24 protein-coding genes and 1 other RNA gene are annotated in these 26,575 nt (G+C 60.7%); 10 read left to right on the forward strand and 15 right to left on the reverse strand.

Annotated features, from left to right (window positions below):
- Positions 1–95 precede the first annotated feature (95 nt).
- The 10 genes from gcvP to FBY01_RS04945 all read right to left on the reverse strand — a co-directional run bounded on the left by gcvP (position 96) and on the right by FBY01_RS04945 (position 12,676).
- A complete protein-coding gene (gene gcvP, locus FBY01_RS04900; RefSeq protein ID WP_010464977.1) occupies positions 96–2,969 on the reverse strand; it encodes an aminomethyl-transferring glycine dehydrogenase in 2,874 nt (957 codons plus the stop codon).
- 173 nt (positions 2,970–3,142) lie between these two features.
- On the reverse strand, positions 3,143–3,526 hold the full coding sequence (gene gcvH, locus FBY01_RS04905; RefSeq protein WP_145306634.1) for a glycine cleavage system protein GcvH: 384 nt from the start codon (positions 3,524–3,526) through the stop codon (positions 3,143–3,145).
- Between the two features lie 49 nt (positions 3,527–3,575).
- Positions 3,576–4,658, reverse strand: a complete 1,083-nt coding sequence (gcvT, locus tag FBY01_RS04910; RefSeq protein WP_010464981.1) for a glycine cleavage system aminomethyltransferase GcvT — start codon at positions 4,656–4,658, stop codon at positions 3,576–3,578.
- A gap of 155 nt (positions 4,659–4,813) precedes the next feature.
- Positions 4,814–6,430: an iron ABC transporter permease gene (locus tag FBY01_RS04915; RefSeq protein WP_102594811.1), complete on the reverse strand. Its 1,617-nt coding sequence runs from the start codon at positions 6,428–6,430 to the stop codon at positions 4,814–4,816.
- Positions 6,431–6,641: 211 nt separating this feature from the next.
- Complete coding sequence (locus FBY01_RS04920) at positions 6,642–7,646, reverse strand: extracellular solute-binding protein (RefSeq protein WP_083375503.1); 1,005 nt, start codon at positions 7,644–7,646, stop codon at positions 6,642–6,644.
- 219 nt (positions 7,647–7,865) lie between these two features.
- On the reverse strand, positions 7,866–9,083 hold the full coding sequence (locus FBY01_RS04925; protein WP_177346218.1) for a 2-octaprenyl-3-methyl-6-methoxy-1,4-benzoquinol hydroxylase: 1,218 nt from the start codon (positions 9,081–9,083) through the stop codon (positions 7,866–7,868).
- Between the two features lie 9 nt (positions 9,084–9,092).
- Positions 9,093–9,578, reverse strand: coding sequence for a DUF4442 domain-containing protein (locus tag FBY01_RS04930; RefSeq protein WP_145306631.1), 486 nt, complete (start codon positions 9,576–9,578; stop codon positions 9,093–9,095).
- On the reverse strand, positions 9,571–10,758 hold the full coding sequence (gene ubiH / locus FBY01_RS04935) for a 2-octaprenyl-6-methoxyphenyl hydroxylase (protein ID WP_010464989.1): 1,188 nt from the start codon (positions 10,756–10,758) through the stop codon (positions 9,571–9,573). Before ubiH ends, FBY01_RS04930 begins: the two co-directional genes overlap by 8 nt.
- A complete protein-coding gene (gene pepP, locus FBY01_RS04940) occupies positions 10,755–12,089 on the reverse strand; it encodes a Xaa-Pro aminopeptidase (RefSeq protein WP_077747170.1) in 1,335 nt (444 codons plus the stop codon). Before pepP ends, ubiH begins: the two co-directional genes overlap by 4 nt.
- A gap of 26 nt (positions 12,090–12,115) precedes the next feature.
- Positions 12,116–12,676, reverse strand: a complete 561-nt coding sequence (locus FBY01_RS04945; protein ID WP_010464994.1) for a YecA family protein — start codon at positions 12,674–12,676, stop codon at positions 12,116–12,118.
- 124 nt (positions 12,677–12,800) lie between these two features.
- Between FBY01_RS04945 and FBY01_RS04950 the strand changes: the two genes are divergently transcribed.
- The 4 genes from FBY01_RS04950 (at position 12,801) to FBY01_RS04965 (ending at position 14,225) form a co-directional block, all read left to right on the forward strand.
- Complete coding sequence (locus FBY01_RS04950) at positions 12,801–13,010, forward strand: TIGR02449 family protein (RefSeq protein ID WP_003213954.1); 210 nt, start codon at positions 12,801–12,803, stop codon at positions 13,008–13,010.
- Complete coding sequence (locus FBY01_RS04955) at positions 13,007–13,324, forward strand: cell division protein ZapA (protein ID WP_007942435.1); 318 nt, start codon at positions 13,007–13,009, stop codon at positions 13,322–13,324. Before FBY01_RS04950 ends, FBY01_RS04955 begins: the two co-directional genes overlap by 4 nt.
- A 30-nt stretch (positions 13,325–13,354) precedes the next feature.
- Positions 13,355–13,533: non-coding RNA, 6S RNA (gene ssrS / locus FBY01_RS04960), on the forward strand.
- 86 nt (positions 13,534–13,619) lie between these two features.
- Positions 13,620–14,225: a 5-formyltetrahydrofolate cyclo-ligase gene (locus FBY01_RS04965; protein ID WP_010465002.1), complete on the forward strand. Its 606-nt coding sequence runs from the start codon at positions 13,620–13,622 to the stop codon at positions 14,223–14,225.
- Positions 14,226–14,260: 35 nt separating this feature from the next.
- Here FBY01_RS04965 and FBY01_RS04970 read toward each other — a convergent pair whose 3' ends face one another.
- Positions 14,261–14,413: a hypothetical protein gene (locus FBY01_RS04970; RefSeq protein WP_007942433.1), complete on the reverse strand. Its 153-nt coding sequence runs from the start codon at positions 14,411–14,413 to the stop codon at positions 14,261–14,263.
- A gap of 201 nt (positions 14,414–14,614) precedes the next feature.
- Here FBY01_RS04970 and FBY01_RS04975 point away from each other — a divergent pair, with 201 nt between their 5' ends.
- The 4 genes from FBY01_RS04975 (at position 14,615) to FBY01_RS04990 (ending at position 19,989) form a co-directional block, all read left to right on the forward strand.
- A complete protein-coding gene (locus FBY01_RS04975; protein WP_145306629.1) occupies positions 14,615–15,064 on the forward strand; it encodes an EVE domain-containing protein in 450 nt (149 codons plus the stop codon).
- A 121-nt stretch (positions 15,065–15,185) separates the two neighbouring features.
- Positions 15,186–16,151 (forward strand): HlyD family secretion protein, encoded by a 966-nt coding sequence (locus tag FBY01_RS04980; RefSeq protein ID WP_077747167.1) that lies wholly within the window; start codon positions 15,186–15,188, stop codon positions 16,149–16,151.
- Entirely contained in the window at positions 16,148–18,871 is a 2,724-nt protein-coding gene (gene rbbA, locus FBY01_RS04985) for a ribosome-associated ATPase/putative transporter RbbA (protein WP_145306627.1), read from the forward strand. The genes FBY01_RS04980 and rbbA overlap by 4 nt, the downstream gene beginning before the upstream one ends.
- A complete protein-coding gene (locus FBY01_RS04990) occupies positions 18,871–19,989 on the forward strand; it encodes an ABC transporter permease (RefSeq protein WP_145306625.1) in 1,119 nt (372 codons plus the stop codon). Before rbbA ends, FBY01_RS04990 begins: the two co-directional genes overlap by 1 nt.
- Positions 19,990–20,084: 95 nt before the next feature.
- On the opposite strand, the gene FBY01_RS04995 is transcribed toward FBY01_RS04990, so the two are convergent.
- Positions 20,085–20,492 (reverse strand): flagellar basal body-associated protein FliL, encoded by a 408-nt coding sequence (locus FBY01_RS04995; RefSeq protein ID WP_010465012.1) that lies wholly within the window; start codon positions 20,490–20,492, stop codon positions 20,085–20,087.
- A 150-nt stretch (positions 20,493–20,642) separates the two neighbouring features.
- On the opposite strand from FBY01_RS04995, the gene FBY01_RS05000 reads away from it, so the two are divergent.
- Positions 20,643–21,620, forward strand: a complete 978-nt coding sequence (locus FBY01_RS05000; protein ID WP_145306623.1) for an NADPH:quinone oxidoreductase family protein — start codon at positions 20,643–20,645, stop codon at positions 21,618–21,620.
- 240 nt (positions 21,621–21,860) lie between these two features.
- Positions 21,861–23,213: a glycerol-3-phosphate transporter gene (gene glpT / locus FBY01_RS05005; RefSeq protein ID WP_145306621.1), complete on the forward strand. Its 1,353-nt coding sequence runs from the start codon at positions 21,861–21,863 to the stop codon at positions 23,211–23,213.
- Here glpT and FBY01_RS05010 read toward each other — a convergent pair.
- From FBY01_RS05010 to ubiD, 3 genes are all read right to left on the reverse strand, one after another.
- A complete protein-coding gene (locus FBY01_RS05010) occupies positions 23,186–23,857 on the reverse strand; it encodes a gamma-glutamylcyclotransferase (protein ID WP_145306619.1) in 672 nt (223 codons plus the stop codon). The genes glpT and FBY01_RS05010 overlap by 28 nt on opposite strands.
- 221 nt (positions 23,858–24,078) lie before the next feature.
- On the reverse strand, positions 24,079–25,047 hold the full coding sequence (locus tag FBY01_RS05015) for a CDP-6-deoxy-delta-3,4-glucoseen reductase (RefSeq protein WP_145306617.1): 969 nt from the start codon (positions 25,045–25,047) through the stop codon (positions 24,079–24,081).
- Positions 25,047–26,513 (reverse strand): 4-hydroxy-3-polyprenylbenzoate decarboxylase, encoded by a 1,467-nt coding sequence (ubiD, locus tag FBY01_RS05020; RefSeq protein ID WP_007942423.1) that lies wholly within the window; start codon positions 26,511–26,513, stop codon positions 25,047–25,049. The genes FBY01_RS05015 and ubiD overlap by 1 nt, the downstream gene beginning before the upstream one ends.
- Positions 26,514–26,575: the final 62 nt, after the last annotated feature.

Genomic DNA, 26,575 nt, shown 5'->3' on the forward strand with positions numbered 1-26,575 from the left:
TCGCGATAGCGGTGGATCAGTCAACATTTCAGCGACTGTTGCACCGCTATCGCGAGCAGGTTCACTCCTACATTGGATTTGCGTAGTCCGGGAGATCAGCGGTAATCATCGACGGGCACGCAGGCACAGAACAGATTCCTGTCGCCATAGACGTTGTCCACCCGATTCACCACCGGCCAATACTTGTGCGCCTTGGTGTGCGCATCCGGCGTCACCGCTTGCTCAATGCTGTAAGGCCGCTCCCAGACCCCGGTGATATCGGCCAGGGTGTGCGGCGCTCGCTTCAGCGGATTGTCTTCGGCGGGCCAGTTACCGTTCTGCACCTCGGTGATTTCCGCGCGAATGCTCAGCATCGCCCCGATAAACCGATCCAGTTCGGCCTTTGATTCGCTCTCGGTCGGCTCGACCATCAGTGTCCCTGGCACCGGAAACGACATGGTCGGCGCATGGAAGCCGTAATCCATTAGACGCTTGGCCACGTCCTCTTCACTGATCCCGGTCAGCGCCTTCAATGGACGCAAATCGAGGATGCATTCGTGCGCCACCCGTTCGTTGCGCCCGGTGAAGAGCACTGGAAACGCCCCGGACAAATGTTGCGCCAGGTAATTCGCAGCGAGGATCGCCACCTCGCTGGCATCCGCCAATTGCGGGCCCATCATGGCGATGTACATCCAGCTGATCGGCAAAATGCTCGCACTGCCCCAGGGCGCTGCGCTGACCGCACCGTTCTGCGCCAACGGTCCCTCAATCGGCACCACCGGGTGATTGGCGACGAACGGCGCCAAATGCGCGCGCACGCCTATCGGCCCCATGCCCGGCCCGCCGCCGCCATGGGGAATGCAGAACGTCTTGTGCAAGTTCATGTGGGAGACATCGGCGCCAATGTCCGCCGGCCGCGCCAATCCCACCTGTGCGTTGAGGTTGGCGCCGTCCATGTACACCTGGCCGCCGTGGCTGTGGATAACTTCACAGATTTCGCTGATGCCTTCCTCGTACACGCCATGGGTCGACGGATACGTCGCCATCAGGCAGGCGAGTTTGTCGCCTGCGTCCGCGGCCTTGCCTTTCAGGTCATCCAGATCGACGTTGCCGGCCTCGTCGCACTCGACGATCACCACGCGCATCCCGGCCATCTGCGCCGAGGCGGGGTTGGTGCCGTGGGCCGAGGACGGAATCAGGCAAATCTCTCGCGCCCCCTGATGACGGCTCTCGTGATATTTGCGGATCGCCAGCAGCCCGGCGTACTCGCCTTGAGCGCCGGAATTGGGTTGCATGCAGATCGCGTCGAAACCGGTGATTGCGCAGAGCCAGCGTTCCAGCTCTTCGATCATCAGCGAATAACCCACCGCCTGCTCTTTCGGTACAAACGGATGCAGGTTGGCGAATTGCGGCCAGGTGATGGGGATCATCTCGCTGGTGGCATTGAGTTTCATGGTGCAGGAGCCCAGCGGGATCATTGATTGGTTGAGCGCCAGGTCTTTGTTTTCCAGTTGCTTGAGGTAACGCAGCATCTCGGTTTCGCTGTGATGGGCGCTGAATACCGGATGACGCAGATAAGGCGAGGTGCGCAGCAGACCTGCCGGAATACCGGAAGCAAGGGTTTGAGCGTCCAGTTCGTCGACGTTGAGCCCATGATCGGAACCGAGGAACACATCAAACAGTTTCGCTACCGTGGATTCGTCAGAGGTTTCGTCGAGGCTCAGCCCCAACTGCCCGCGCCCGAGAATGCGCAAGTTGATCTGTGCAGCCTGGGCGCTTTCGATAATTGCGGTCTGAGTACCACCAACCTCCAGCGTCAGCGTGTCGAAAAAGTGAGTGTTGAGGCGAGTGATGCCGTGACGCTCCAGGCCTGCGGCGAGGATGCAAGTCAGCCGATGGACGCGCTGGGCAATGCGTTTGAGTCCTTCCGGACCATGGTAGACCGCATAGAAACTGGCGATGTTGGCCAGCAGCACCTGAGCGGTGCAGATGTTCGAGTTGGCCTTCTCCCGGCGGATATGTTGCTCACGGGTTTGCAGGGCCATGCGCAGCGCGACATTGCCGCGAGCATCTTTCGACACGCCGATGATCCGCCCGGGAATCGCCCGTTTGTACTCATCGCGACTGGCAAAAAACGCCGCGTGCGGCCCGCCGTACCCCATCGGCACACCGAAGCGCTGGGACGAGCCGAACACCACGTCGGCGCCCAACTCCCCAGGCGGGGTCAGCAACAGCAGGCTCAGCAGATCCGTCGCGACACAGGCCAGCGCCTGTTGGGCATGCAGATGATCGATCAACGGACGCAGGTCGCGGATCTCGCCGTGGGTGTCGGGATATTGCAGCAACGCGCCAAACACCTCGTGCTGTTTCAAGTTATCCACAGCGTCGATGATCAGCTCGAAACCGAACCCTTCGGCCCGGGTCTGCACCACGGAAATGGTTTGCGGATGGCAGTTCTCATCGACGAAGAACAGATTGCTCCGGGACTTGGCGACCCGCTTGGCCAGCGCCATGGCTTCCGCCGCCGCCGTGGCTTCATCGAGCAGCGAAGCGTTGGCCAGTTCGAGGCCCGTGAGGTCGATGGTCAATTGCTGGAAATTCAGCAGCGCTTCGAGCCGCCCCTGGGCAATCTCCGGCTGATAAGGGGTGTAGGCGGTGTACCAACCGGGATTTTCCAACACGTTGCGCAGAATGACGGCCGGCGTGAGGGTGCCGTGGTAACCCATGCCGATCAGGCTGGTCCAGACCTGGTTTTGCTCGGCGTACCCGCGCAGCTTGGCCAGCGCAGCCTCTTCGTCGAGGGCCGGCGGCAAATCGAGCTCGCGGTTCAGGCGGATTCCCGGCGGTACCGTCTGTTCGATCAGTTCGACCCGGCTGCCGAGGCCGAGGCTGTCGAGCATCGCCTGTTGCTCGGCAGCATCGGGGCCAAGGTGGCGGCGAAGGAAGGCATTGGGATCGCGTAACTGGCTCAAGGACGGCAACTGGGACATGACGGGCTCTCTCTAGGCTGGCGCTCAACGTCGATGCAACACGGTCAAACCAGCATAGCAGCCGCTGCCAACAGCGAACCCGTGCAGGAGCGAGGCTTGCCCGCTCCCACAGGGAAATCCGTCAGGCGAAAAAAAGCCCCGACACGTCGGGGCTTTGGGATGACGCTGAAGGCTTAGTCGCCGATGGCGGCCTTGTAGCCGGCTGCATCGAGCAGCTTGTCCAGCTCAGCCTTGTCGCTTGGCTTCAGTTTGAAGATCCAGGCATTGTAAGGTTCGGAGTTGAGCAGTTCTGGGTTAGCACTCAATTCTTCGTTGATCGCGATCACTTCACCAGATACCGGGGAGTAGATGTCGGACGCAGCTTTAACCGACTCAACGACACCGGATTGATCGCCGGCAGCGAAAACTTTTCCAACTTCAGTCAGCTCAACGAACACCACATCGCCCAAGGCTTCCTGAGCGTGATCGCTGATGCCCACGGTAACGGTGCCATCGGTTTCCAGACGGGCCCATTCGTGACTTTCGGCAAAACGCAGGTCGGCAGGGATATCGCTCATGTTCTGTGTCCTCAAGAGAATTGTCAGCGGTCGTTGCCCGCCAAAAAGGTTAGATCAAGGTTTTGCCATGGCGGACGAAGGTCGGTTTGACCACCCGGACCGGGTACCACTTGCCACGGATTTCCACTTCTGCGCGGTCGGCAGTTGCCATCGGCACGCGCGCCAGTGCTATCGACTTGCTAAGCGTAGGAGAGAAACTACCACTGGTGATCTCTCCTTCGCCAACATTGGCGATACGGACCACTTGATGAGCGCGCAAAACCCCACGTTCCTCAAGGACCAGACCGACCAGTTTGTGCTGCACACCACCCGCCCGCTCGGCTTCCAGGGCGCTGCGACCAATGAACTGGCGAGTGGCCGGTTCCCAGGCAATGCTCCAGGCCATGTTCGAGGCCAGCGGTGAAACGTCTTGATGAATGTCCTGGCCGTACAGGTTCATGCCGGCTTCGACACGCAAGGTATCCCGGGCACCCAGGCCGATAGGAGAAATGCCCGCGCCCACCAGGTCGTTGAAAAACCCTGGTGCCTGATTGGCGGGTAGAACGATCTCCAGGCCATCTTCACCGGTATATCCGGTGCGCGCGATGAACCAGTCGCCGTCAGGCTGACCTTCAAAAGGCTTGAGCATCTGGATCAGGTTGCCGCGGGACTGGGTGACCAGTTCGGAAATCTTGTGCCGGGCATGGGGGCCTTGAATCGCCAGCATCGCCAGTTCGGAGCGCTCGTTGAGCTGCACATCGAAACCATCGAGGTGGGCCTGCATCCAGGCGAGGTCCTGATTGCGGGTGGAGGCGTTGACCACCAGCCGATAACCGTCCTCGAGACGGTAGACGATCATGTCGTCGACGATGCCGCCGCGCTCGTTGAGCATGGTGCTGTACAAGGCACGGCCAGGGCTGTGCAGGCGCTCGACGTCATTGGCCAGCAAATGCTGGAGCCAGGCCTTGGCCTGGGGGCCGGTGACATCAATCACGGTCATGTGGGATACATCGAAAACCCCGCAATCGCGGCGCACCTGATGGTGTTCCTCGACCTGCGATCCGTAATGCAGAGGCATATCCCAACCGCCAAAATCGACCATCTTCGCGCCAAGGGCGAGATGAAGGTCATACAGAGGCGTGCGCTGTCCCATGGGTTTCTCCTTCCGGGCGTGGCGAAGGTGCGGGCCGGTGCTTTACGGGCGAAAGCCTTGAAATAGAAGGCTTTGAGCCGATGTCAGCTACCAGGTCCGTAGGACGGACCGCACCGAATGCCGCGCATTGTAGCCTCAAGGTGTAGGACTGACACCTAGGCGTTTCGATGCGCCGAACGTCGAATCAATCCGATGACCGGTAACAGCCCGACCAAAACCAGAGTCAAGGCCGGCAACGAAGCTCTCGCCCACTCCCCTTCGCTGGTCATTTCAAAGATCCGTACCGCCAGCGTGTCCCAGCCAAACGGGCGCATCAGCAGGGTCGCGGGCATTTCCTTGAGCACATCGACGAACACCAGCAACGCAGCGCTCAACGTGCCGGGCAGCAATAACGGCAGATACACTTTGAAAAACAGTCGTGGCCCACTGACCCCAAGGCTACGTGCCGCTTCGGGCAAAGATGGCCGTATTCGCGCCAGGCTGCTTTCCAGCGGTCCGTAGGCCACGGCGATGAAACGCACCAGATAGGCCAGCAACAACGCCGACAGACTGCCCAGCAGCAATGGCTTGCCCGCGCCACCGAGCCAGCCCGACAGCGGGATGACCAGCTCGCGATCCAGATAACTGAACGCCAGCATGATCGACACCGCCAGCACCGAACCCGGCAGGGCGTAGCCGAGGTTGGCCAGGCTGATACCGGAGCGGATCGCCCGGGTCGGTGCCAGGCGCCGGGCAAATGCCAGCACCAGGGCAACGCTGACGGTGATCAGCGCGGCCATGCCGCCCAGGTACAAGGTGTGGACGATCAGACCGGCGTAACGCTCATCCAGGTCGAAGCGTCCACGCTGCCAGAACCACACCACCAGTTGCAGCATCGGAATGACGAAGGCACAGGCGAACACCAGGCCACACCAAGTCATGGCCGCCAACGCCTTGAAACCCCGCAGGTGATACAGCGCCTTGATGCGAGGTCGTTCATTGCTGGTGCGGTTGGCCCCGCGAGCACGCCGTTCGCCGTACAACACGACCATCACCACCAGCAGTAACAGGCTGGCCAGTTGCGCGGCGGTGGAGAGGCTGAAAAATCCGTACCAGGTTTTGTAGATGGCCGTGGTGAACGTGTCGAAGTTGAACACCGACACCGCACCGAAGTCCGCCAGGGTTTCCATCAGCGCCAAGGCCACACCGGCACCAATCGCCGGCCGCGCCATGGGCAAGGCCACTCGCCAGAACGCCTGCCACGGTGATTGCCCCAGCACCCGCGCCGCTTCCATCAGGCCTTTGCCTTGGGCCAGGAACGCAGTGCGCGCCAGCAGGTAGACATAGGGATAGAAAACCAGCACCAGAACAAGGATGACGCCGCCGGTGGAACGCACTCTCGGCAATCGCAGCTCGGTGCCGAACCATTCGCGCAGCAAGGTTTGCACGGGGCCGGCGAAATCCAGCAGGCCGACGAAGACGAAGGCCAGCACGTAAGCAGGAATGGCAAATGGCAGCATCAGCGCCCAGTCCAGCCAACGCCGGCCGGGAAATTCGCAGAGGCTGGTGAGCCAGGCGAGGCTCACACCCAGGAGCGTGACGCCGATACCGACGCCGAACACCAGGGTCAGGGTATTGCCCAGCAGGCGCGGCATCTGGGTGTCCCAGAGGTGGGACCAGATTTGCTGATCGATGGTTTGCCAGGAGAAGAACAGGACGCTCAGGGGCAGCAGGACCAGCGCGGCGATGGCGAAGACCAGGGGATACCAGCGGCGTTGGGCGGGGTGGGCCAAGGGGATTCTCTAGAAAATATGGGCCGACTCTAACCTGAAGTCGGCTCCATTTTGTGGCGAGGGAGCTTGCTCCCGCTCGGGTGCGAAGCAGCCGCAGGAGGTTATCAGATCATCTCGATCCTGACCTGTCGACGCCAACGGGGCCGTTTCGCAGCTTAGCGGGAGCAAGCTCCCTCGCCACAGGTAGCCGCTCGCCACAATAACGGTGAAGTCAGTTCCAGCCAGCCCGATCCATCATGCGAATCGCTTCAGCCTGACGCTTGCCGGCAATTTCCACCGGTAGCGTATCCGCCACAAACTTGCCCCAGCTCGCCACTTCCGCAGACGGTTGAACCGCAGGGTTAGCCGGGAATTCCTGGTTCACGTCAGCGAAGATCTTCTGCGCTTCAGGGGTGGTCATCCATTCAACCAGGGCTTTGGCGGCTTCTGGATGCGGTGCATGCTTGGTCAGGCCGATGCCCGACAGGTTCACGTGTACGCCGCGATCGCCCTGGTTCGGCCAGAACAGCTTCACGGCCAGGTCAGGCTTCTGTTTGTGCAGGCGGCCATAGTAATAAGTGTTGACGATGCCGACGTCGCATTGGCCAGCGTTGATCGCTTCCAGCACCGCGATGTCATCGGAGAACACATCCGTGGACAGGTTGTTGACCCAACCTTTGAGGATCTTCTCGGTTTTTTCGGCGCCGTGCACTTCGATCATAGTAGCGGTCAAGGACTGGTTGTAGACCTTCTTCGCCGTGCGCAGGCACAGGCGACCTTCCCAGTTTTTATCGGCCAGCGCTTCGTAAGTGGTCAGCTCGCCCGGTTTCACCCGCGCGGTGGAGTAGGCGATGGTCCGGGCCCGCAGGCTCAAGCCAGTCCAGGCGTGAGCCGAGGAGCGGTATTGCAGCGGGATGTTGGCGTCGATCACCTTGGAGGTGAACGGTTGCAGGATGCCCATCTGCTCCGCCTGCCAGAGGTTGCCGGCATCGACGGTCAGCAGCAGGTCGGCGGTGGCGTTCTCGCCCTCGGCCTTGATCCTCTGCATCAACGGCGCTTCCTTGTCGGTGATGAACTTCACCTGCACACCGGTTTTCGCGGTGTAGGCATCGAAGACCGGCTTGATCAGCTCGTCGATACGCGAGGAGTAAACCACCACCTCGTCGGCGGCCTGGGCAGTGGTGCTACCGATCAGGGTCAGGGCGAGTGCAGTCAGTAGACGCTTCGGTGCCAACATGGGAGCGATCTCTCGATTGGAAAATGGAGGGCAAATGATAAGGACTCACATTTAGCTTCTCAATCGAACAGTTCGCGGAGGCGTTACCAAATGTTGCATGGTCGACATGGGGAGTGATGTACCAACGCCATCGCAAGCAGGCTCGCTCCCACAGGGGAATGCATTTCAATTGTGGGAGCGAGCCTGCTCCCGATGAGGCCGTCTGCCGCAATGAAGATGTCAGGCCTTGGCCAGCGCCGGCAAATCCCCGATCAACCCCAGCGCTTCGCGCACGAACAACGCCTTGGCTTCCGGCATCTGGTCAACCATCTTCAACCCGGCATTACGCAACCAGCGAACCGGCAACGGATCCGCCTGGAACAAGCGTTCAAAGCCTTCCATCGCCGCCATCAACGCCAGGTTGTGCGGCATGCGCCGACGCTCGTAACGACTGAGCACCTTCACATCCGCCAATCGCTCGCCGCGCCCTGCCGCTTGCAGCAGCACTTCGGCCAGCACAGCGGCGTCGAGGAAACCGAGGTTGACGCCCTGCCCGGCCAGTGGGTGAATGGTATGCGCCGCATCACCGATCAACGCCAAACCTTCAGCCACATATCGCTTGGCATGCCGCTGACGCAGCGGCACGCACAAACGCGGGTCGGCGCTGAGCACCGTGCCGAGCCGGCCTTCAAAGGCGCGTTCCAATTCGAGACAGAAAGCGCCGTCGTCCAGCGCCATCAGGCGTTCGGCTTCGCTCGGCGTGGTCGACCAGACGATCGAACACCAATCCTGCTGACCGTCCCGCTCCAACGGCAGAAACGCCAATGGACCGTTATCGGTGAAGCGCTGCCACGCGGTCATTTGATGAGGTTTGGAGCTGCGCACGCTGGTGACGATCGCATGGTGCAGATAGTCCCACTCGCGCGTGGCCACGCCGGTCAGGCGCCGCACCGCCGAATTGGCGCCATCCGCCGCTATCACCAGGGGCGCGCGCAAGGTGCGACCATCGGCCAGGGTCAGCAGCCAGTCATCGCCGGAGCGGCGCATCTGCTCCAGACGCGCATTGGCCAGCATCCCGAGGTCGCAGTCGTGCAGACGATCCAGCAAGGCATCCTGAACCACGCGATTCTCGACGATATGGCCCAGCACGTCGGCATGCACACTGGCGGCCGAGAAATGAATCTGCCCGGTGCCGCTGCCATCCCAGACCTGCATGTCGGTGTAAGGGCTGCTGCGGCGATTGGCGATGCCGTCCCACACGCCCAGGCGCTCGAGAATGCGCTGGCTGGCCGCCGACAAGGCACTCACCCTCGGTTCGAACGGCGCCTGGGCATCAAAGGGCTTGACGCTCATCGGGCTGCCGTCCAGCAACAGGACTTCCAGCCCGCTGTCCTGCAACGCCAGCGCCAGGGCGCTGCCGACCATTCCGGCCCCGACAATCAGCAGATCTGCGCGCATTTCCATGCTTTAAGCCTGTCTCGCTTGCGGTTTGAGCCGCACGTAAAGGGTTTTCTGCACCCGCGCCACCAGGGCGCCGGCACCGTCATGAATATCGACCTGCAACTGCGGCAGGTACTTTTCGCCGTTCGCTGTCTGTCGACGGATCTCGTCGAGCAAGGTCTCGTCGATGCTGAAGCGGGCGAACACCGGGCCTTTGCCCGGCGCGATGAAATCGATGTCGGCAGCCTTGTCCCAGACAATGAACTGACGACCGAGGTTTTCCATCAGCATCAGCATGTAGAACGGGTCGACCATCGAATACAGGCTGCCGCCAAACTGGGTACCGACGTAATTGCGGTTGTACCAACTCAGTCCCATGGACACTTGAATGTCCCGGAAGTCATCGCTGATGTGCTGCACCCGCACCCCGGCACCGAGGTACGGCGGGTAGAAGGTCATGAACCACCGCATCAACCGCGCTTTACCCAACGTATCAGTCAGCCACTTAAGCATCGGGACGCGTACCCAGGCCCATGGCTTGCCGGGCGAACCAGCGCTTGGCCGGCGGCAGCAGATCGAGACCGAGCAAGCCGATGTTGCGGCCCAGCGAAACCAGTGGCTGGGTGCTGCCGAACAAACGGGTCACCTGATCGGAGAACCCCACAGTCAGGTTCTGATCCATGCGCTGACGCTCGCGATAAGCCTGCAAGGTCGCGAAGTCGCCGGGCGACGTGTCGCTCGCCAGCAGCGCATCGGCCAGGGCTTGAGCATCACGCAAGGACAGGTTGAAGCCCTGGCCGGCAATCGGGTGCAGGCTGTGGGCGGCGTTGCCGAGGATGGCCAGATGCGGACGCACTTGCTCTTCGGCTTCGATCAGCGTCAATGGGTATAGATGCCGCGCGCCCACCTGCTTCAGGGTGCCAAGGCGATAACCGAACACGCCCTGCAACTCGCTGAGGAAACTGCGCTCATCCAGCGCCGCCAGTCGTTGCGCGTCCATCCCCAAGCGGGTCCAGACCAGGGCGCAGCGGTTGTCCGGCAGCGGCAACAACGCCATCGGGCCGTCATCGGTGAAGCGCTCGAAGGCCACGCCGTTATGCGCTTCGCTCGGGGTGACGTTGGCAATCAGTGCGCTCTGGTTGTACGGACGCTTTTTGATGCCGATGCCCAATTGCTCGCGCAGGCCCGAACGGCCGCCATCAGCGAGCACCGCAAGGTCGCATTCCAGGGTGGTTTCATCGTTGAGGGTCAGGCGATAGCCATCGGTCAGCGGTTCCATGCGCGTGACTTCCGCCGGGCAACGCCAAGTGACCACATCCTTGTCCAGGCCCTGCCAGAGGCATTGGCCGAGCCAGGCGTTTTCCACCACATAACCCAGCGCCGGCACGCCCTCTTCCATCGCCGACAAACGGGCGGTGGAAAAACGTCCACGGTCGGAGACATGAATCTGCTTGATCGGCTCGGCGCGGCGGGAGATTTCCTGCCACACGCCCAACCGTTGATAAATCTGTTTGGCCCCGTAGGACAGCGCCGAAGAACGGGCGTCATAGCTCGGTTGATAGGTGTCGCCCGGGGCGAATGGCTCGATCAGCACGATCTTCCAGCCGCGGGCCTTGGCTCCGGCCTGCAACGCCAATGCAAGGCTGGCGCCCACCAGGCCGCCACCGATAATTGCCAGATTGACTCGACTCATGCCGCTTGTGTCCGCGCAGCAGCCATCAAGGCCTCGATCTCGGCGACCGTTTTCGGCACGCCTTGGGTCAGGATTTCACAACCGTTTTTGGTGACCACCACGTCGTCCTCGATGCGCACGCCAATGCCGCGCCATTTCTTCGCTACGTTCTGGTTGTCCGGGGCAATGTAGATGCCCGGTTCCACAGTGAGCGCCATGCCGACTTCCAGCACCCGCCATTCGCCGCCGACCTTGTATTCGCCGACGTCATGCACATCCATGCCCAACCAATGGCCGGCACGATGCATGTAAAAAGCTTTATAGGCTTCGCTGGCGATCAACTCGTCGACGTCGCCCTGCAACAGGCCCAACTTCACCAGACCGGAGGTAATCACCCGGACCGTGGCTTCGTGCGCCTGATTCCAGTGTTTGTTCGGGGCGATTTCGGCGAATGCGGCTTCTTGCGACGCCAGCACCAACTCGTAAATCGCTTTCTGCTCCGCTGAATATTTGCCGTTGACTGGCCAGGTGCGGGTGATGTCGCTGGCGTAGCAGTCGATCTCGCAACCGGCGTCGATCAACACCAGGTCGCCATCCTTGAGCACGGCGTCATTCTGCTGGTAATGCAGGATGCAGCTGTTGCGCCCGGCGGCGACGATCGAACCGTAGGCCGGCATCTTCGCCCCGCCCTTGCGGAATTCGTAATCGAGTTCGGCTTCGAGGCTGAACTCGTGCAGCCCGGCCCGGCTGGCCTGCATCGCCCGGATATGCGCCTGGGCGGAAATCCGTGCAGCTTCGCGCATCACCTTCACTTCTGCCGCCGATTTATACAGGCGCATGTCGTGCAGCAGATGATCCAGGGCAACGTATTCGTTCGGCGGCTGGGCGCCGAGGTGCGCTTTAGAGCGGATCACGTTGATCCACTCCATCAGGTGCCGGTCGAATTCCGGGTTGCTGCCCATGGCCGAATACACCCGGTCGCGCCCTTCGATCAGGCCCGGCAGGATGTCGTCGATGTCGGTGATGGGAAACGCATCGTCGGCGCCGAAGTCGCGGATCGCGCCTTCCTGGCCGGCGCGCAGGCCGTCCCACAGTTCTCGCTCGGCGTTGCGTTCACGGCAGAACAGAATGTACTCGCCATGTTCGCGACCGGGCATCAGTACGATGACGGCCTGAGGCTCGGGGAAGCCGCTGAGGTACTGGAAGTCGCTGTCCTGCCGGTAGACGTGCTCGACGTCGCGGTTGCGTATGGCTACTGCGGCGGCGGGCAGGATGGCGATGCTGTTGGGTTCCATCTGCGCCATCAGGGCCTTGCGGCGACGGCTGTATTCCGATTTCGGGATATGAATCATGGGCAGATGGCGTTCCCTGGCAACAATTAATGCAGCGACGGCTTGGCCGCAGCCGGCTCTTCCGCTTTTTTGGTTTCGGAGAACAGCAGCAGCGGCGCAACGCGCAGGTATTCCATCACTTCCATGTAGTCGCTTTCGCCGTCTTCGGACTCTTCCAGGGCGTCTTGCACCTGGGAAATAGCCGCCAGATCCTGCAACACTTCGGTGGCTTCGGTGCTCAGCATGCTGCTGTCACGGCAGTTCAGGCCGAAACCGCTGAGAAAGCCCTGGCACCATTGGCCCAGTGCCGCGGCACGGTCAGCCAGTGGCGCGTCATCGGTCGGCAGCAGCAGAACTACAGTGACGTCGTCGCCGGTGAGCTCGCCCTTGACCATCTCCTGCAAGCCGATCAAGGCATTGCGGACATTATCCTGGGGCTCAGTTTCGAGCAATTCGGCGGCATCGACCAGCCAGCCTTCGGCATCGAAACCGGCACCGGCGCAGCTGCGGCCGAGCAGCAGGCCGTGCAGTTCGGCAGGCGAGACGTTATGACCGCTGGAAGTCAGCAGGGTGGCGAAGGCTTGGTACGGGGAATTCTGAATGGGCATGGGCAGCTAGGCGCCAGACGGCGCTATGTCTAGAATGAAGGCCTTGTATCCTACATCGACAGACTCGCCAAGACTATTAAAGGCTGTCCGCCCGTTACCCCCATCAGACTATTCAGTGGACACAATGGAAGACACCGACCTGCAAGCGCTGATGGCCAGACTCGAACTGCTAATTAATCGGGTCGAGCAACTTAAGAGTCAAAACGGACTCCTATTAGCTCAGGAAAAAACCTGGCGCGAGGAACGCGCTCACCTCATTGAAAAGAACGAAATCGCCCGGCGTAAGGTCGAATCAATGATTTCGCGCCTCAAGGCCCTGGAGCAAGACTCATGAGTTCAAGCAATAGCGTTACCGTGCAGATCCTCGATAAAGAATATTCGATCATCTGCCCCCAGGAAGAGCGCAGCAACCTGGTGAGCGCCGCCCGTTACCTGGACGGGAAGATGCGTGAAATCCGCAGCAGCGGCAAAGTCATCGGCGCCGACCGCATTGCCGTGATGGCCGCGCTGAACATCACGCACGATCTTCTGCACAAGGAAGAACGCCCGGATGTGCAGGCCAGTGGCTCGACTCGCGAGCAGGTTCGCGACCTGCTGGATCGCGTCGATCTGGTGCTTGCCACCGATCCGGACGTCACCAAGGGCTGAAACACGAAACCGCTTGGGGTATACTCGCATCACTCCCTGGGGTGCTTGCCAGTTGACCACGTCCCTGAGCCGATTCGCACTACCCTGGAGGCTGCACGTTGGGCTGGTGTGCATGTCCGCTAGACGGAAAGCCTTAAAGCCTACTGCATCTTCCACCTTGAACTTTCGGGTTCAAGGGCTAAGTCAGCAGCGGTTCATCCGGGGAGCCTGATTCCAGTCCGATGCCGGTTTAAATACCGGCATCGGCTTTTTTACGGGTACGCTTTACGTATCCGTCCTGTCGAAGCCTGAATCCATGACCGAACCTGCGCTGCTGCCCCGCCCGCAACTTCGACGCATGCTGCGCAAGGCCCGCCGCGCACTGACCCCCAGTCAGCAACGCCAGGCTGCTCGCGGGCTGTACAAGCAATTGGCTCAGCAGCCGTTGTTTCGCCGGGCCAAACACATCTCCCTCTACCTGCCCACCGACGGTGAAATCGACCCGCGCCTGTTGCTGCGCGCGGCGCAACGTCGGGGCAAGGCGACTTATCTACCGGTACTCAGTGCCTGGCCGCGGACCAAAATGGTGTTCCAGCGGATTCGTCCCGGTGAAAAACTCAAACCCAACCGCTTTCGTATTCTCGAACCCCGGCACAACCTCGCCCGCCAGCGCAAAGTCTGGGCCCTGGACCTGGTGCTGTTGCCATTGGTGGGATTTGACGACGTCGGCGGCCGCCTGGGAATGGGCGGCGGTTTCTACGATCGAAGCCTCGCCTACCTGGCGCGGCGAAAAAACTGGCGCAAGCCGACGCTGCTGGGCCTGGCCCATGAATGTCAGAAGGTAGAACGATTGGCTCAGGCGAGCTGGGATGTGCCGTTGCAAGGAACGGTTACCGACAAGGCGTGGTATTTCGCAGGCTAGACGCCACTGGAATCAGCGGCGCCCGAAAAACAGGCTCAGCGCTTGAAGGCCGACGGCTGTTGTTGCTGTGCGATTTCGATTGGCGCGTCAGTCTTGTTGTTCCACAGGCTTTGGGCATAGCCGGTGGTCACGACGCCGAGGCCGAACAAAATAACCAAAATCCATAGTAAATCCGGTTTGCGTTTCATCGATTGCCCCCCAAAGGCACATCAACACGATGACAGCAGCGGTTTCCGTTGTAGGTGTAGGCCGTGCAGCAGCGTCAAGCTTAGAAGGCCGGCATTTTGCGGCAACGTGAACTGACACGCAAACGCTGGCGTCAACCGACTGTCGGTTTGTCATAAAATTGCCCGACAACTTGCCCAATCACCTCGCAAGGAGCAAAAACCATGGCCTATTGGCTGATGAAATCCGAGCCCGATGAACTCTCGATCAAAGACCTGGCGAAGCTTGGCAAAGCGCGCTGGGATGGGGTTCGCAACTATCAGGCGCGTAACTTTTTGCGGACGATGGCGGTGGGCGACGAGTTTTTCTTCTATCACTCCAGCTGCCCGGAGCCCGGGATTGCCGGGATCGGAAAGATTATTCAAGCGGCGTATCCGGACCCAACGGCGCTGGAGCCGGACAGTCATTACTACGATCCAAAGGCCACGCCAGAGAAAAACGCCTGGAGCGCGATTGATGTTGCGCATGTCGAGACGTTTTCCAAGGTGTTGAAGCTGGATTACTTGAAGCAGCAGACGGCGTTGGCCGAGATGCCATTGGTGCAGAAAGGCTCAAGGTTGTCGGTGATGCCGGTTACCGCCGAGCAATGGACAGCGGTGCTCGGCCTGCGCTAAACAAGCTGAACCGCCCGACGCTCTGGCCTGGATCGGTCAGACGTGACACCCCGTTGACGGATATCAAGTCGCCCCGCCGCTTGCCTGTCAGACTACGACGCTACAGACGCAGGATGCCGACATGTCGATTCACCGCCGCTCTTCACTTTTTTTCGCCTTTTTACTGGGGGCAGTGTTACTGGCCGCTGGGGGTTTTGGTTATTGGAAGTCGACCCTTAGCCGACTGCCCGAAGGGTTGTATGTCGGTAATGGCCGACTTGAAGCCACTGAAGTACAGATCGCCAGCAAAACAGCCGGCCGGCTGGCCGAAGTCCTGGTCGATGAAGGCGACAAGGTGACCAAGGGTCAACTGCTGGCACGCATGGACACCCGGACCCTCGAAGCCCAGCGCAACCAGGCCGAAGCCGAAGTGATACGCGCCCGGGAAAACCTCAATGCCGCCCAGGCCAATGTGCAACTGCGCCAGAGCGAGCAACGGCTTGCCCACCAAGAGCTCAGCCGTTCTCAGGAATTGTTCAAGCGCGGCTTCTCCAGTGGCCAGACCATCGATCAGCAACAATCTCGCTTCGAAACGAGCAACGCGGCCGTCACCGCGGCCCGTGCGCAGGTGTCCGCCGTCGGCGCCGCCATTGGCGCGGCGCAGGCACAAGTCGCTCAGCTGACCAGCGAGATTGACGACAGCAGCCTGCGGGCGCCCATTGACGGGGTGATTCAGCTGCGCATGGCCGAACCCGGTGAAGTCCTCGGTGCCGGTGGGCGAGTGTTGTTGCTGATTGATCCGAACGATCAGTACATGAACCTCTATCTCGCCACATCCGTAGTGGGACGCCTGGCGGTCGGTGATGAAGCGCGGATCCTGCTGGACGCCCTGCCCGGCCAGCCGTTGCCGGCGAAAATCAGCTTCGTGGCAGCCAAATCGCAATTCACTCCCAAAGAAGTCGAGACCCGCGACGAACGTCAGAAACTGGTGTTTCGGGTCAAGCTGCGCCTGACCCAACCCAGCAGCGTGCCCCAGGCCAAACCGGGGATGCCCGGTAACGGCTACGTGCGCACCGCGCCCATTGGCTGGCCGGCCAATCTTCAATGACCGGCCTGGCGCTGCAAGCCACCGGCCTTCAGCACCGATACGGCCAACAGCAGGTGCTGAGCGACATCACGTTCAGCCTGCCCGCCGGCACCCGGTGCGGCTTGATCGGTCCGGATGGCGCCGGGAAATCCAGCCTGTTGGGATTAATCGCCGGTGTGAAGACGCTGCAAGACGGCCAACTGGACGTGCTCAGCGGCTCGATCCAGGACCGGCGTCACCGTATCAGCCTCTATTCGCGAATTGCGTTCATGCCTCAAGGCCTGGGCGGCAACCTGTATCCCGAGCTGTCGATCAGCGAAAACATTCACTTCTTCGCCACTTTGTTCGGCCTGTCCGGAGCCGAATGCGATCAGCGCATGCAAAGTCTGTTGCTGGCCACCGATCTGCAGCGGTTTGCCGAGCGCCCGGCGGGCAAGTTATCGGGCGGCATGAAACAGAAGCTCGGCCTCTGTTGTGCGCTGATTCATGAACCCGACCTGTTGATCCTCGATGAACCGACCACCGGCGTCGATCCGCTGTCCCGGCGGCGCTTCTGGGAATTGATTGATGACGTCCGGCGTCAACGTCCGCAATTGACGCTGTTGGTTGCCACCGCGTACATGGAAGAGGCCGAGCAATTCGAACACTGCCTGATGCTCGATGGCGGCAAACTGATTGCCGCCGGCTTGACCAGCGAACTCGGGGCAGCGACCCCCAGCGGCAAGCTCGATGAGGCCTTTACTCACTTTCAGGGCGACAGCGGCCGTGACAACCAGCCGCTGGTGATCCCTGCCCGAACCAACGCCACGGCCGACATCGCCATCGAAGCCCATGACCTGACCCTGCGCTTCGGCGATTTCACGGCGGTGGACAAGGTCAGCTTCGCCATCGGCCGCGGCGAGATCTTCGGGTTTCTGGGCTCCAATGGCTGCGGCAAAACCACCACCATGAAAGTCCTCACCGGGCTGATCCCGGCCAGCGAAGGCCGCGCCACGCTGCTGGGCAATCCAGTGAATGCCAAGGATTTGGCTACCCGCAAGCGCGTCGGCTTCATGTCCCAGAGTTTCTCGCTCTATGGCGAGCTCAGCGTGCGACAGAATCTGGACTTGCACGCCCGGCTGTTCGATTTGCCCAAGGCCGAGAGCGCACAGCGCATCGATGAGCTGATCCAGCGCTTCAACCTGGGCAGCGTCGCTCATCAGCCGTCCGGAGCACTGCCACTGGGCCTGCGCCAACGCTTATCCCTGGCGGTGGCAGTGCTGCATCGCCCCGAAGTGCTGATCCTCGACGAACCGACGTCCGGCGTCGACCCGGCCGCACGGGATGATTTCTGGCGGCTGCTGATCGAATTGTCCCGCGAACAGGGCGTGACGATTTTCCTCTCCACGCATTTCATGAACGAAGCCCAGCGCTGTGACCGCATCTCGCTGATGCACGCCGGCAAGGTCCTGGCCTGCGACACCCCGGCAGCCCTGCAATTGCAGTTCAAGGGCCAGACACTGGAGGCGGCGTTCGTCACCTGCCTGGAGCAGGCCCAGGGCCCGATCGTAACGGCGGCGCCACCAACGCCCATCGACACGACGCTCGCCCCCGTCGCCCCGATGCAAGACAGCCGCTTCAGTTTTGGACGGTTGCGGGCACTGGCGAGTCGTGAAAGCAAGGAGTTGCTGCGCGATAAAGTGCGCATGGCCTTTGCCCTGCTCGGGGCGATGTTCATGATGGTGATTTTCGGCTACGGCATTTCCCTGGATGTGGAAAAACTCGCCTTCGCGGTTTACGACCAGGACCAGACGCCACAAAGCCGGGCGTATCTGGAGGCTTTCCGCAGCTCCCGTTACTTCGACGAACAACCGCCCATCAGCGATCCGGCGCAATTGCATCGACGATTACAGCGCTCGGAAATCAAACTGGCGCTGGAAATCCCGCCGGGATTCGGCCGGGACTTGTTCGCCGGTCGCCAACCCGCTGTCGCGGCCTGGCTCGATGGCGGCATGCCGTTTCGCGCCGAAACCAGCCGCAATTACGTGGAAGCGGTACACCAGGGCAACCTGGTGCAATTGGCCGAGCAGTCCAGCCCCGCTCTGAACCGGCAAGCGGCAGCCCAACTGGAAACCCGCTTCCGCTACAACCAGGATGTCGTCAGCGTCAACGCCATCGGTCCCGGGGTGATGGCGCTGATCCTGGCGTTCATCCCGGCCATGCTGACGGCGCTGGGCATCGTGCGGGAGAAAGAACTGGGTTCGATCACCAACTTCTACGCCACACCGCTGACGCGACTGGAGTTCCTGCTAGGTAAACAAGCGCCATATCTGGCCATCAGCTTGATCAACCTCGCCGTCCTGACGGCCATGAATCGCTGGCTGTTCGGCGTGCCTTTCAAGGGCAGCGGCCTGACCCTGGCCTTCGGCGGGCTGCTCTACGTGCTGGCGACCACCAGCATGGGCCTGTTGATTTCGGCGTTCACCCGAACCCAGATTGCCGCCATTCTCGGCACCATGATCATTACCAGTCTGCCGACCATTCAGTTTTCCGGCTTGATCGTGCCGCGCTCGTCACTCGATGGCGCGGCCGCTGTCATGGGGATGCTGTTCCCGGCGGGTTACTTCCTCGATATTGCCGTTGGCACGTTTACCAAGGCCCTGGATATCCGGCAGTTGTGGCCGCAATGCCTGGCACTGTTCGGGTTCTTCCTGGGGTTTACCGGCCTTAGCCTGGCCATGCTGAAAAAGCAGGAGGCCTGATGCACAAGCTTGCGCACATCCTGCGACTTGGCCTCAAGGAACTCACCAGCCTGCGACACGACAGCGTGTTGCTGCTGTTCCTGTTCTATGCCTTCACCGTCGCGATCTACATGCCGGCCGCGGGCTCGGTGATTGGCGTGCACAACGCCAGCGTGGCCATGGTCGATGAAGATCACAGCCACCTGTCACGACAATTGGCGCAAGCCCTGCAGCCGCCGGAATTCCAGGCGTCGGTGTCGCTGCCCTATGAACAACTGGACGATGTGCTGGACAGCGGTCGATTCACCTTCGTCATCAATATTCCGGCCAATTTCCAGGCAGATCTGTTGGCTGGCCGCCAGCCAGCCGTGCAGGTCAACGTCGACGCCACGGCCATGAGCCAGGCTTTCATGGGGGCGGGCTACATCGGACGGATTTTCCAGCGCGAACTGCAGACCTACAGTGAACAAGGCGATGCAGCGAGCAAAGCCCCCGTGCTGCTGACCACCCGAGCGCTGTTCAATACCAATCTGGAGGGCGGCTGGTTCCTGGCGGTGATTCAAATCGTCAACAACATCACCATCCTCGCCATCATCCTGACCGGCACAGCGTTGTTGCGTGAGCGCGAACACGGCACCCTCGACCATTTGCTGGTGCTGCCCCTCACGGCGCTTGAAATCATGTTGGCGAAAATCTGGAGCAACATGCTGGTGGTGGTGCTGTGCACCTGGATCTCGCTGGAGGTGATCGTCAAAGGTGCACTCGGCGTGCCGCTGGCCGGTTCAATGACCCTGTTCCTGATGGTGACGGCCGTTTATCTGTTCGCCAGCACAGCGCTGGGGATATTCCTTGCGACCCTCGCCCGCTCGACGCCGCAATTCGGCCTGCTGGCGATTCCGGTGATCATCCCGATGTTGCTGCTCTCCGGCGGCAGTACGCCGCTCGACAGCATGCCGCAATGGCTGCAATGGGTCATGCAGGGCTCGCCATCGACCCACTTCGTCAGCCTCAGCGCCGCGATACTGTTTCGCGACGCGGGGATCAATGTGGTGTGGCCGGACTTGCTGGCATTGAGCGCCATTGGCCTGCTGTTTTTTAGCGTGGCGCTGATGCGGTTTCGCAAGAGCCTGGCGTCCTGAATCGCGGGCAAGCCGGCGCCCACAGGGTTCTGCTCAGGTCCTGTGGGAGCGGGATTGCTCGCGAAGAGGCCGGGCCGGGCCGGGCAGCGAGAGACTTACTGAATGATGAGGTTGTTGAACAACAAATCCTCAACCATCGGCTTGCCGGTCTCATCGTTCATCACTTGCTGAGTCTGCTTCAAGGCTTCCTGACGCAGCTTTTCCTTGGCTTCAACGTTGCTCATCGCTTCGGTCGTCTGCTGGGCAAACAACGCCACCAACTGATTGCGGATCAACGGCTCGTTGGCCTTCACTGCCTTGGTCGCCTCCTCACCGGTCACGCGCAATGCCACATCGGCCTTGTAGACCTTGAGCTTCGGCGTACCGTCCAGCCCATAGTTGCCCACGAACGGCGGGCTCAGGGTGATGTAATTGACCTTCGGAGCTTCACCTTCTTTGGCTTCTTCGGCCATCGCTGCCACAGGCAGAGACAGGGCCAGCAACAACATGATCCACGCTTTCACAATTCGCTCCTTATCCGGTTTGCGGCCTAGCATAACGACCCGCCGCTCAAGCACAAGCTTATGGCTGACTATCAGGGTCGGGCATGCTCGTTGACCCATCGACTCACACACCTACACTTATCGGCCATCACTCCCAAAGGAATAGCCCTGATGAAAGCCGTGCTGTGCAAAGCCTTCGGCCCTGCCGAATCGCTGGTGCTGGAAGACGTCGCCAGCCCTGTCGCGAAGAAGAATGAAATCCTGCTGGACGTGCATGCCGCCGGGGTGAATTTCCCGGACACGCTGATCATCGAGGGCAAATACCAGTTCAAGCCGCCCTTCCCGTTTTCCCCGGGTGGCGAAGCGGCCGGTGTGGTCAGTGCAGTGGGCGAAAAAATCAGCCACCTCAAGGTCGGTGACCGGGTCATGGCCCTGACCGGCTGGGGCAGTTTCGCCGAGCAGGTCGCCGTGCCGGGCTACAACGTGCTGCCGATCCCGCCCTCGATGGAGTTCAACACCGCCGCCGCGTTCAGCATGACTTACGGCACCTCGGTGCACGCACTCAAGCAACGGGCCAACCTGCAACCGGGTGAAACCCTGCTGGTGCTCGGCGCTTCCGGCGGTGTTGGCCTGGCCGCCGTGGAAATCGGCAAAGCCATGGGCGCCCGCGTGATTGCCGCCGCCAGCAGCGCCGAAAAACTTGCGGTGGCCAAGGCAGCCGGCGCCGATGAACTGATCAACTACAGCGAAACCAGCCTCAAGGACGAAATCAAACGCCTGACCGACGGCCAGGGTGCCGACGTGATTTACGACCCGGTCGGCGGCGATCTGTTCGACCAGGCCATCCGCGCCATCGCCTGGAATGGCCGCTTGCTGGTGGTCGGTTTCGCCAGCGGACGCATTCCAGAACTACCGGTGAACCTGGCGCTGCTCAAGGGCGCGGCCGTAGTCGGCGTGTTCTGGGGTTCGTTTGCCCAACGCCAGCCGCAGGACAACGCGGCGAACTTCCAGCAGTTATTTGGCTGGTTTGCCGAGGGCAAACTGAGGCCGTTGGTTTCGCAGGTGTATCCGCTGAGCAATGCGGCGCAGGCGATCAATGATCTTGGCCAGCGCAAGGCGGTCGGGAAAGTGGTGGTACAGGTTCGCTGAACCTTAAAAAGCGGGCCGGATTGTCCGGGCCGCTTTTTCAGGACGCTTGAAATGCCTCATCAACCGCCGCCCAGGACCATTCCCATAACGCCCTTCACTTATACCTGTGCGACATGTTCATAAAGGAACACGCAACTGCCCACATTTCCGCTGTTTGGTCGATGCGAACCGGTGCTATTTTCGGTAACGAAACTGTAACATTCGCATCCGCAGTCAAAACAAGAAATCTGGAGCTCTTGAATGTTTGCTTTCTTTCGTCCTGCCGCACATCAGGCTCCATTGCCTGAAGAAAAAATAGACGACACCTATAAACGCCTCCGCTGGCAGATCTTCGCCGGGATTTTCATCGGGTATGCGGGTTACTACCTGCTGCGCAAGAACTTCACCCTGGCGTTCCCCGATCTGATCGCCCAAGGCTATACGAAGGGTCAACTGGGTGTGGCCATGTCGGCGATTGCCATCGCCTACGGCCTGTCCAAGTTTTTGATGGGCATCGTGTCCGACCGCTCCAACCCGCGTTACTTCCTGCCCTTCGGCCTGGTGGTCTCCGCCGGGGTGATGTTCGTTTTCGGTTTCGCACCGTGGGCGACGTCCAGCGTGACCATGATGTTCATCCTGTTGTTCATCAACGGCTGGGCGCAAGGCATGGGCTGGCCGCCAAGTGGCCGCACCATGGTGCACTGGTGGTCGCAGAAAGAACGTGGCCAAGTGGTGTCGATCTGGAACACCGCGCATAACGTCGGCGGTGGCTTGATCGGCCCGCTGGCGATTCTCGGCATGGGCTGGTTCAACGACTGGCACAGCAAGTTCTACGTCCCGGCCGCCGTGGCGCTGCTGGTTGCGGTGTTTGCGTTCATTGTGATGCGCGACACGCCGCAATCGACAGGCCTGCCGCCGATCGAGAAGTACAAGAACGATTACCCGGAAGGCTACGACGCCAGCCACGAAGAAGAATTCAGCGCCAAGGAAATCTTCGTCAAATACGTGCTGCGCAACAAAATGCTCTGGTTCATTGCCCTGGCTAACGTCTTCGTCTACCTGCTGCGCTACGGCATCCTGGACTGGGCACCGACTTACCTCAAAGAGGTCAAGCACTTCGACTTCGACAAGAGTTCGTGGGCGTATTTCCTCTATGAGTGGGCAGGCATTCCGGGCACGTTGCTGTGCGGCTGGATGTCGGACAAGGTTTTCCGTGGCAACCGTGGCCTGACCGGCATGGTGTTCATGGCGTTGGTGACCGTTGCGACGATCGTGTACTGGCTGAATCCGCCGGGTAACCCGATGGTCGACATGATCTCGCTGTTCGCGATCGGCTTCCTGATCTACGGCCCGGTGATGCTGGTGGGCTTGCAAGCGCTGGAACTGGTACCGAAAAAGGCCGCCGGTACCGCCGCGGGCTTTACCGGTCTGTTCGGTTACTTGGGCGGGTCAGTCGCGGCCAGTGCGCTGATGGGCTACACCGTGGACTACTTCGGCTGGGATGGCGGCTTCATCCTGTTGGTCGCCGCCTGCTTGCTGGCAATGGCGTTCCTGGCGCCAACGCTGGGGCACAAGCAAATCGCCAGTCAGACCCGCGAAGAAGCGATCGCCTGATCGGTTTTTGATTGGCAGCGCTTGAGCCGCGCCTCCAGATTCCGGTCTGGCATGGCGTGGCTACGCAGGGCGTTGGCGGTCTGCTCGACATAATCGCGAGTGGTGCCGTAACGCCCGCAAGCGTTCTCGAACACATGGCTCAGCACATGATCCGGCAAGTTGCCGGCATAGCTGGGCAAGTGCCGCTCCAACACAAATCCCAAGGCCTGAACCTGGCTTCCGTCTTCGAGACGGCAGTTGAGCCAGTGTGGCCGATAAGACGGGAACGGCATTTCGCGCTGCCAAAGCGCATAAAGCGAGGCTTCCAGTTGTTCTTCGGGCAAACGGTAAGCGAAGCCGCTGCAAGAACCGCCGCGATCCAGGCCAAAGACCAGACCAGGGACTTCCGGCGTGCCGCGATGTTCGTGGGACCACAGGTATAACCCGCGATGGTAGCCATGCACTCGGCCGCGCACTCGCTCCACCGCCGCACATTCAGGGCGCCAGATCAGCGAACCATAAGCGAATAACCAGACGGGCCCGCCCTTGTGTCGAGCCATGGTCGACTGCATCGAGCTGAGTAATTGTTCGTGCGTAAGCTGAGGCCCCAGATCGAGCCGCGGAGGGTACGCCAGATTCAAAAATGAAGATTCAATGGCGCTCATGGCGAATAGCGTTCAGCTCCCCGCAGATAAAGAATTACTAAATAGAACGCACCGCTGTAACAATAAGGCACATATGTTTTCAGGCAATTTAAGTGCCATGGCACAGTTCTTAAATAATTGCCTTGCTTGGATATAACCTACCGGCATTTATATAAAACTATAAATACCGATCGGCTATATGGGGAGTTATAACGATTAAAATCGCGGATCAAGACCGTGGATCAAGATCGTGGCGCGTAGGCAAACACGTCGGCACGCATTTGATGGGCATCCATCCCCGCTTCAACCAACGCATCCAGCGTGCCGTAGACCATGGCCGGTGAGCCGCTGGCATATACGTGCAGCGCTTTCAGATCAGGAAAGTCCTCACACACTGCCTCATGCAACATGCCGCAACGCCCCTGCCAGCCGCATTGATCGCTGACGACTTTATGCACGAACAGATTGGGCAGTTTCAGCCACTCATCCCAATGTTCGATTTCATAAAAGTCTTCAGGCCGACGCACACCCCAATACAGATGCACCGGATGTTTAAAACCCGCGGCCCGGCAATGTTCGATCAGGCTGTGGATCTGGCCCATGCCGGTGCCAGCGGCAATCAGCACCAGCGGACCGTCCGGCAGTTCCGCCAGATGGGTATCGCCGAACGGCATCTCGATCCGCACCATCGGGTTGCGTTGCAGTTGTTCGATCAGCTTCTGCGCACTGCTTTCGCGCGCCAACACATGAATTTCCAGGTCGCGGCCGGAATGCGGTGCCGAGGCCAGGGAGAAGGCGGATTTCTCGCCGTTTTCACGTTCGATCATCAAATACTGACCCGCGTGATAACGCGGTGGCTTGCCGGCTGGCGCCCGCAGATGCACGCGAAAGGTATCGCCGCCGACGTCCCTGCATTCAATGACCTGACACGAAAAGCTGCGCACAGGCAGTTCTCCCAGCGCGAGCACGCCATCCCACAGCACGATGCAGTCTTCCAGCGGCTCTGCTATGCAAGTGTAGAACTCGCCATGGTCACGCACACCGCCGTCCTGTTCGACCCGGCCTTCCACCAGCAACGCCGCGCACACGTGGCAATTGCCGTTACGACAGCTTTGCGGGCATTCATAGCCCAGGCGCCGCGCGCCATCGAGAATACGCTCGCCGGGCAGAATCTCTAGCACTGCTCCGGAAGGCTGCAAGGTTACACGCATCAATCTATTCCTAACTGATTCCAGATGGCATCGATCCGTTGGGTCACGGCGTCGTCCTTGACGATCACCCGGCCCCACTCGCGAGTGGTTTCGCCCGGCCATTTATGCGTGGCATCGAGCCCCATCTTCGAACCCAGCCCGGAGACCGGCGAGGCGAAGTCGAGGTAGTCGATCGGCGTGTTGTCGATCATCACCGTGTCGCGCTTGGGGTCCATGCGCGTGGTGATGGCCCAGATCACGTCGTTCCAGTCTCGCGCATTGATATCGTCGTCTGTGACGATAACGAACTTGGTGTACATGAACTGTCGCAAAAACGACCAGACACCGAGCATTACCCGCTTGGCGTGGCCCGGATACGACTTCTTCATGGTCACGATGGCCATGCGGTACGAGCAACCTTCCGGCGGCAAGTAGAAGTCGGTGATTTCCGGGAACTGCTTCTGCAGGATCGGCACGAACACTTCGTTCAGCGCCACGCCGAGAATCGCCGGCTCATCCGGCGGACGGCCGGTGTAGGTGCTGTGGTAGATCGGTTTGATCCGATGGGTAATGCGCTCGACGGTGAACACCGGAAAGCTGTCGACTTCGTTGTAGTAGCCAGTGTGATCGCCGTAAGGGCCCTCGTCGGCCATCTCGCCCGGATGGATCACGCCTTCAAGGATGATCTCGGCGGTGGCCGGCACTTGCAGGTCGTTGCCGCGGCACTTCACCAGTTCGGTGCGGTTGCCGCGCAGCAGACCGGCGAAGGCGTATTCGGAGAGGCTGTCCGGTACCGGCGTCACGGCGCCAAGGATGGTCGCCGGGTCAGCGCCCAGGGCCACGGAGACCGGGAACGGCTGGCCGGGATGCTTTTCGCACCACTCACGGTAATCCAGCGCGCCGCCCCGGTGGCTCAGCCAGCGCATGATGACCTTGTTGCGGCCAATCACTTGCTGACGGTAGATGCCGAGGTTCTGGCGGTCTTTGTTCGGACCTTTGGTGACGGTCAGGCCCCAGGTGATCAGCGGGCCGACGTCGCCGGGCCAGCAGGTCTGCACCGGCAGCATCGCCAGATCGACGTCGTCGCCTTCGATGACCACTTCCTGGCACACCGCGTCTTTCACGACTTTCGGCGCCATCGCAATGATCTTGCGGAAGATCGGCAGCTTGGACCAGGCGTCTTTCAAGCCCTTCGGCGGTTCGGGCTCTTTGAGGAAGGCCAGCAGCTTGCCGATCTCGCGCAGCTCGCTGACCGCCTCGGCGCCCATGCCCATCGCCACCCGCTCGGGGGTGCCGAACAGGTTGCCGAGCACCGGAATGTCGTAGCCGGTCGGGTTTTCGAACAGCAGCGCCGGGCCTTTTGCCCGAAGCGTGCGATCACAGACTTCGGTCATCTCCAGCACTGGAGAGACGGGGATCTGGATGCGTTTCAACTCTCCGCGCTGCTCAAGCTGCTGCACGAAATCCCGAAGATCCTTGAATTTCATTGACGATGGCACCCCTAAAATAGGCGTACATCCTACCTGCTCTGCCGCCCGCTGGCAGCTTA

The organism is Pseudomonas sp. SJZ077 (assembly GCF_007993905.1).
Lineage (GTDB): Bacteria > Pseudomonadota > Gammaproteobacteria > Pseudomonadales > Pseudomonadaceae > Aquipseudomonas > Aquipseudomonas mandelii.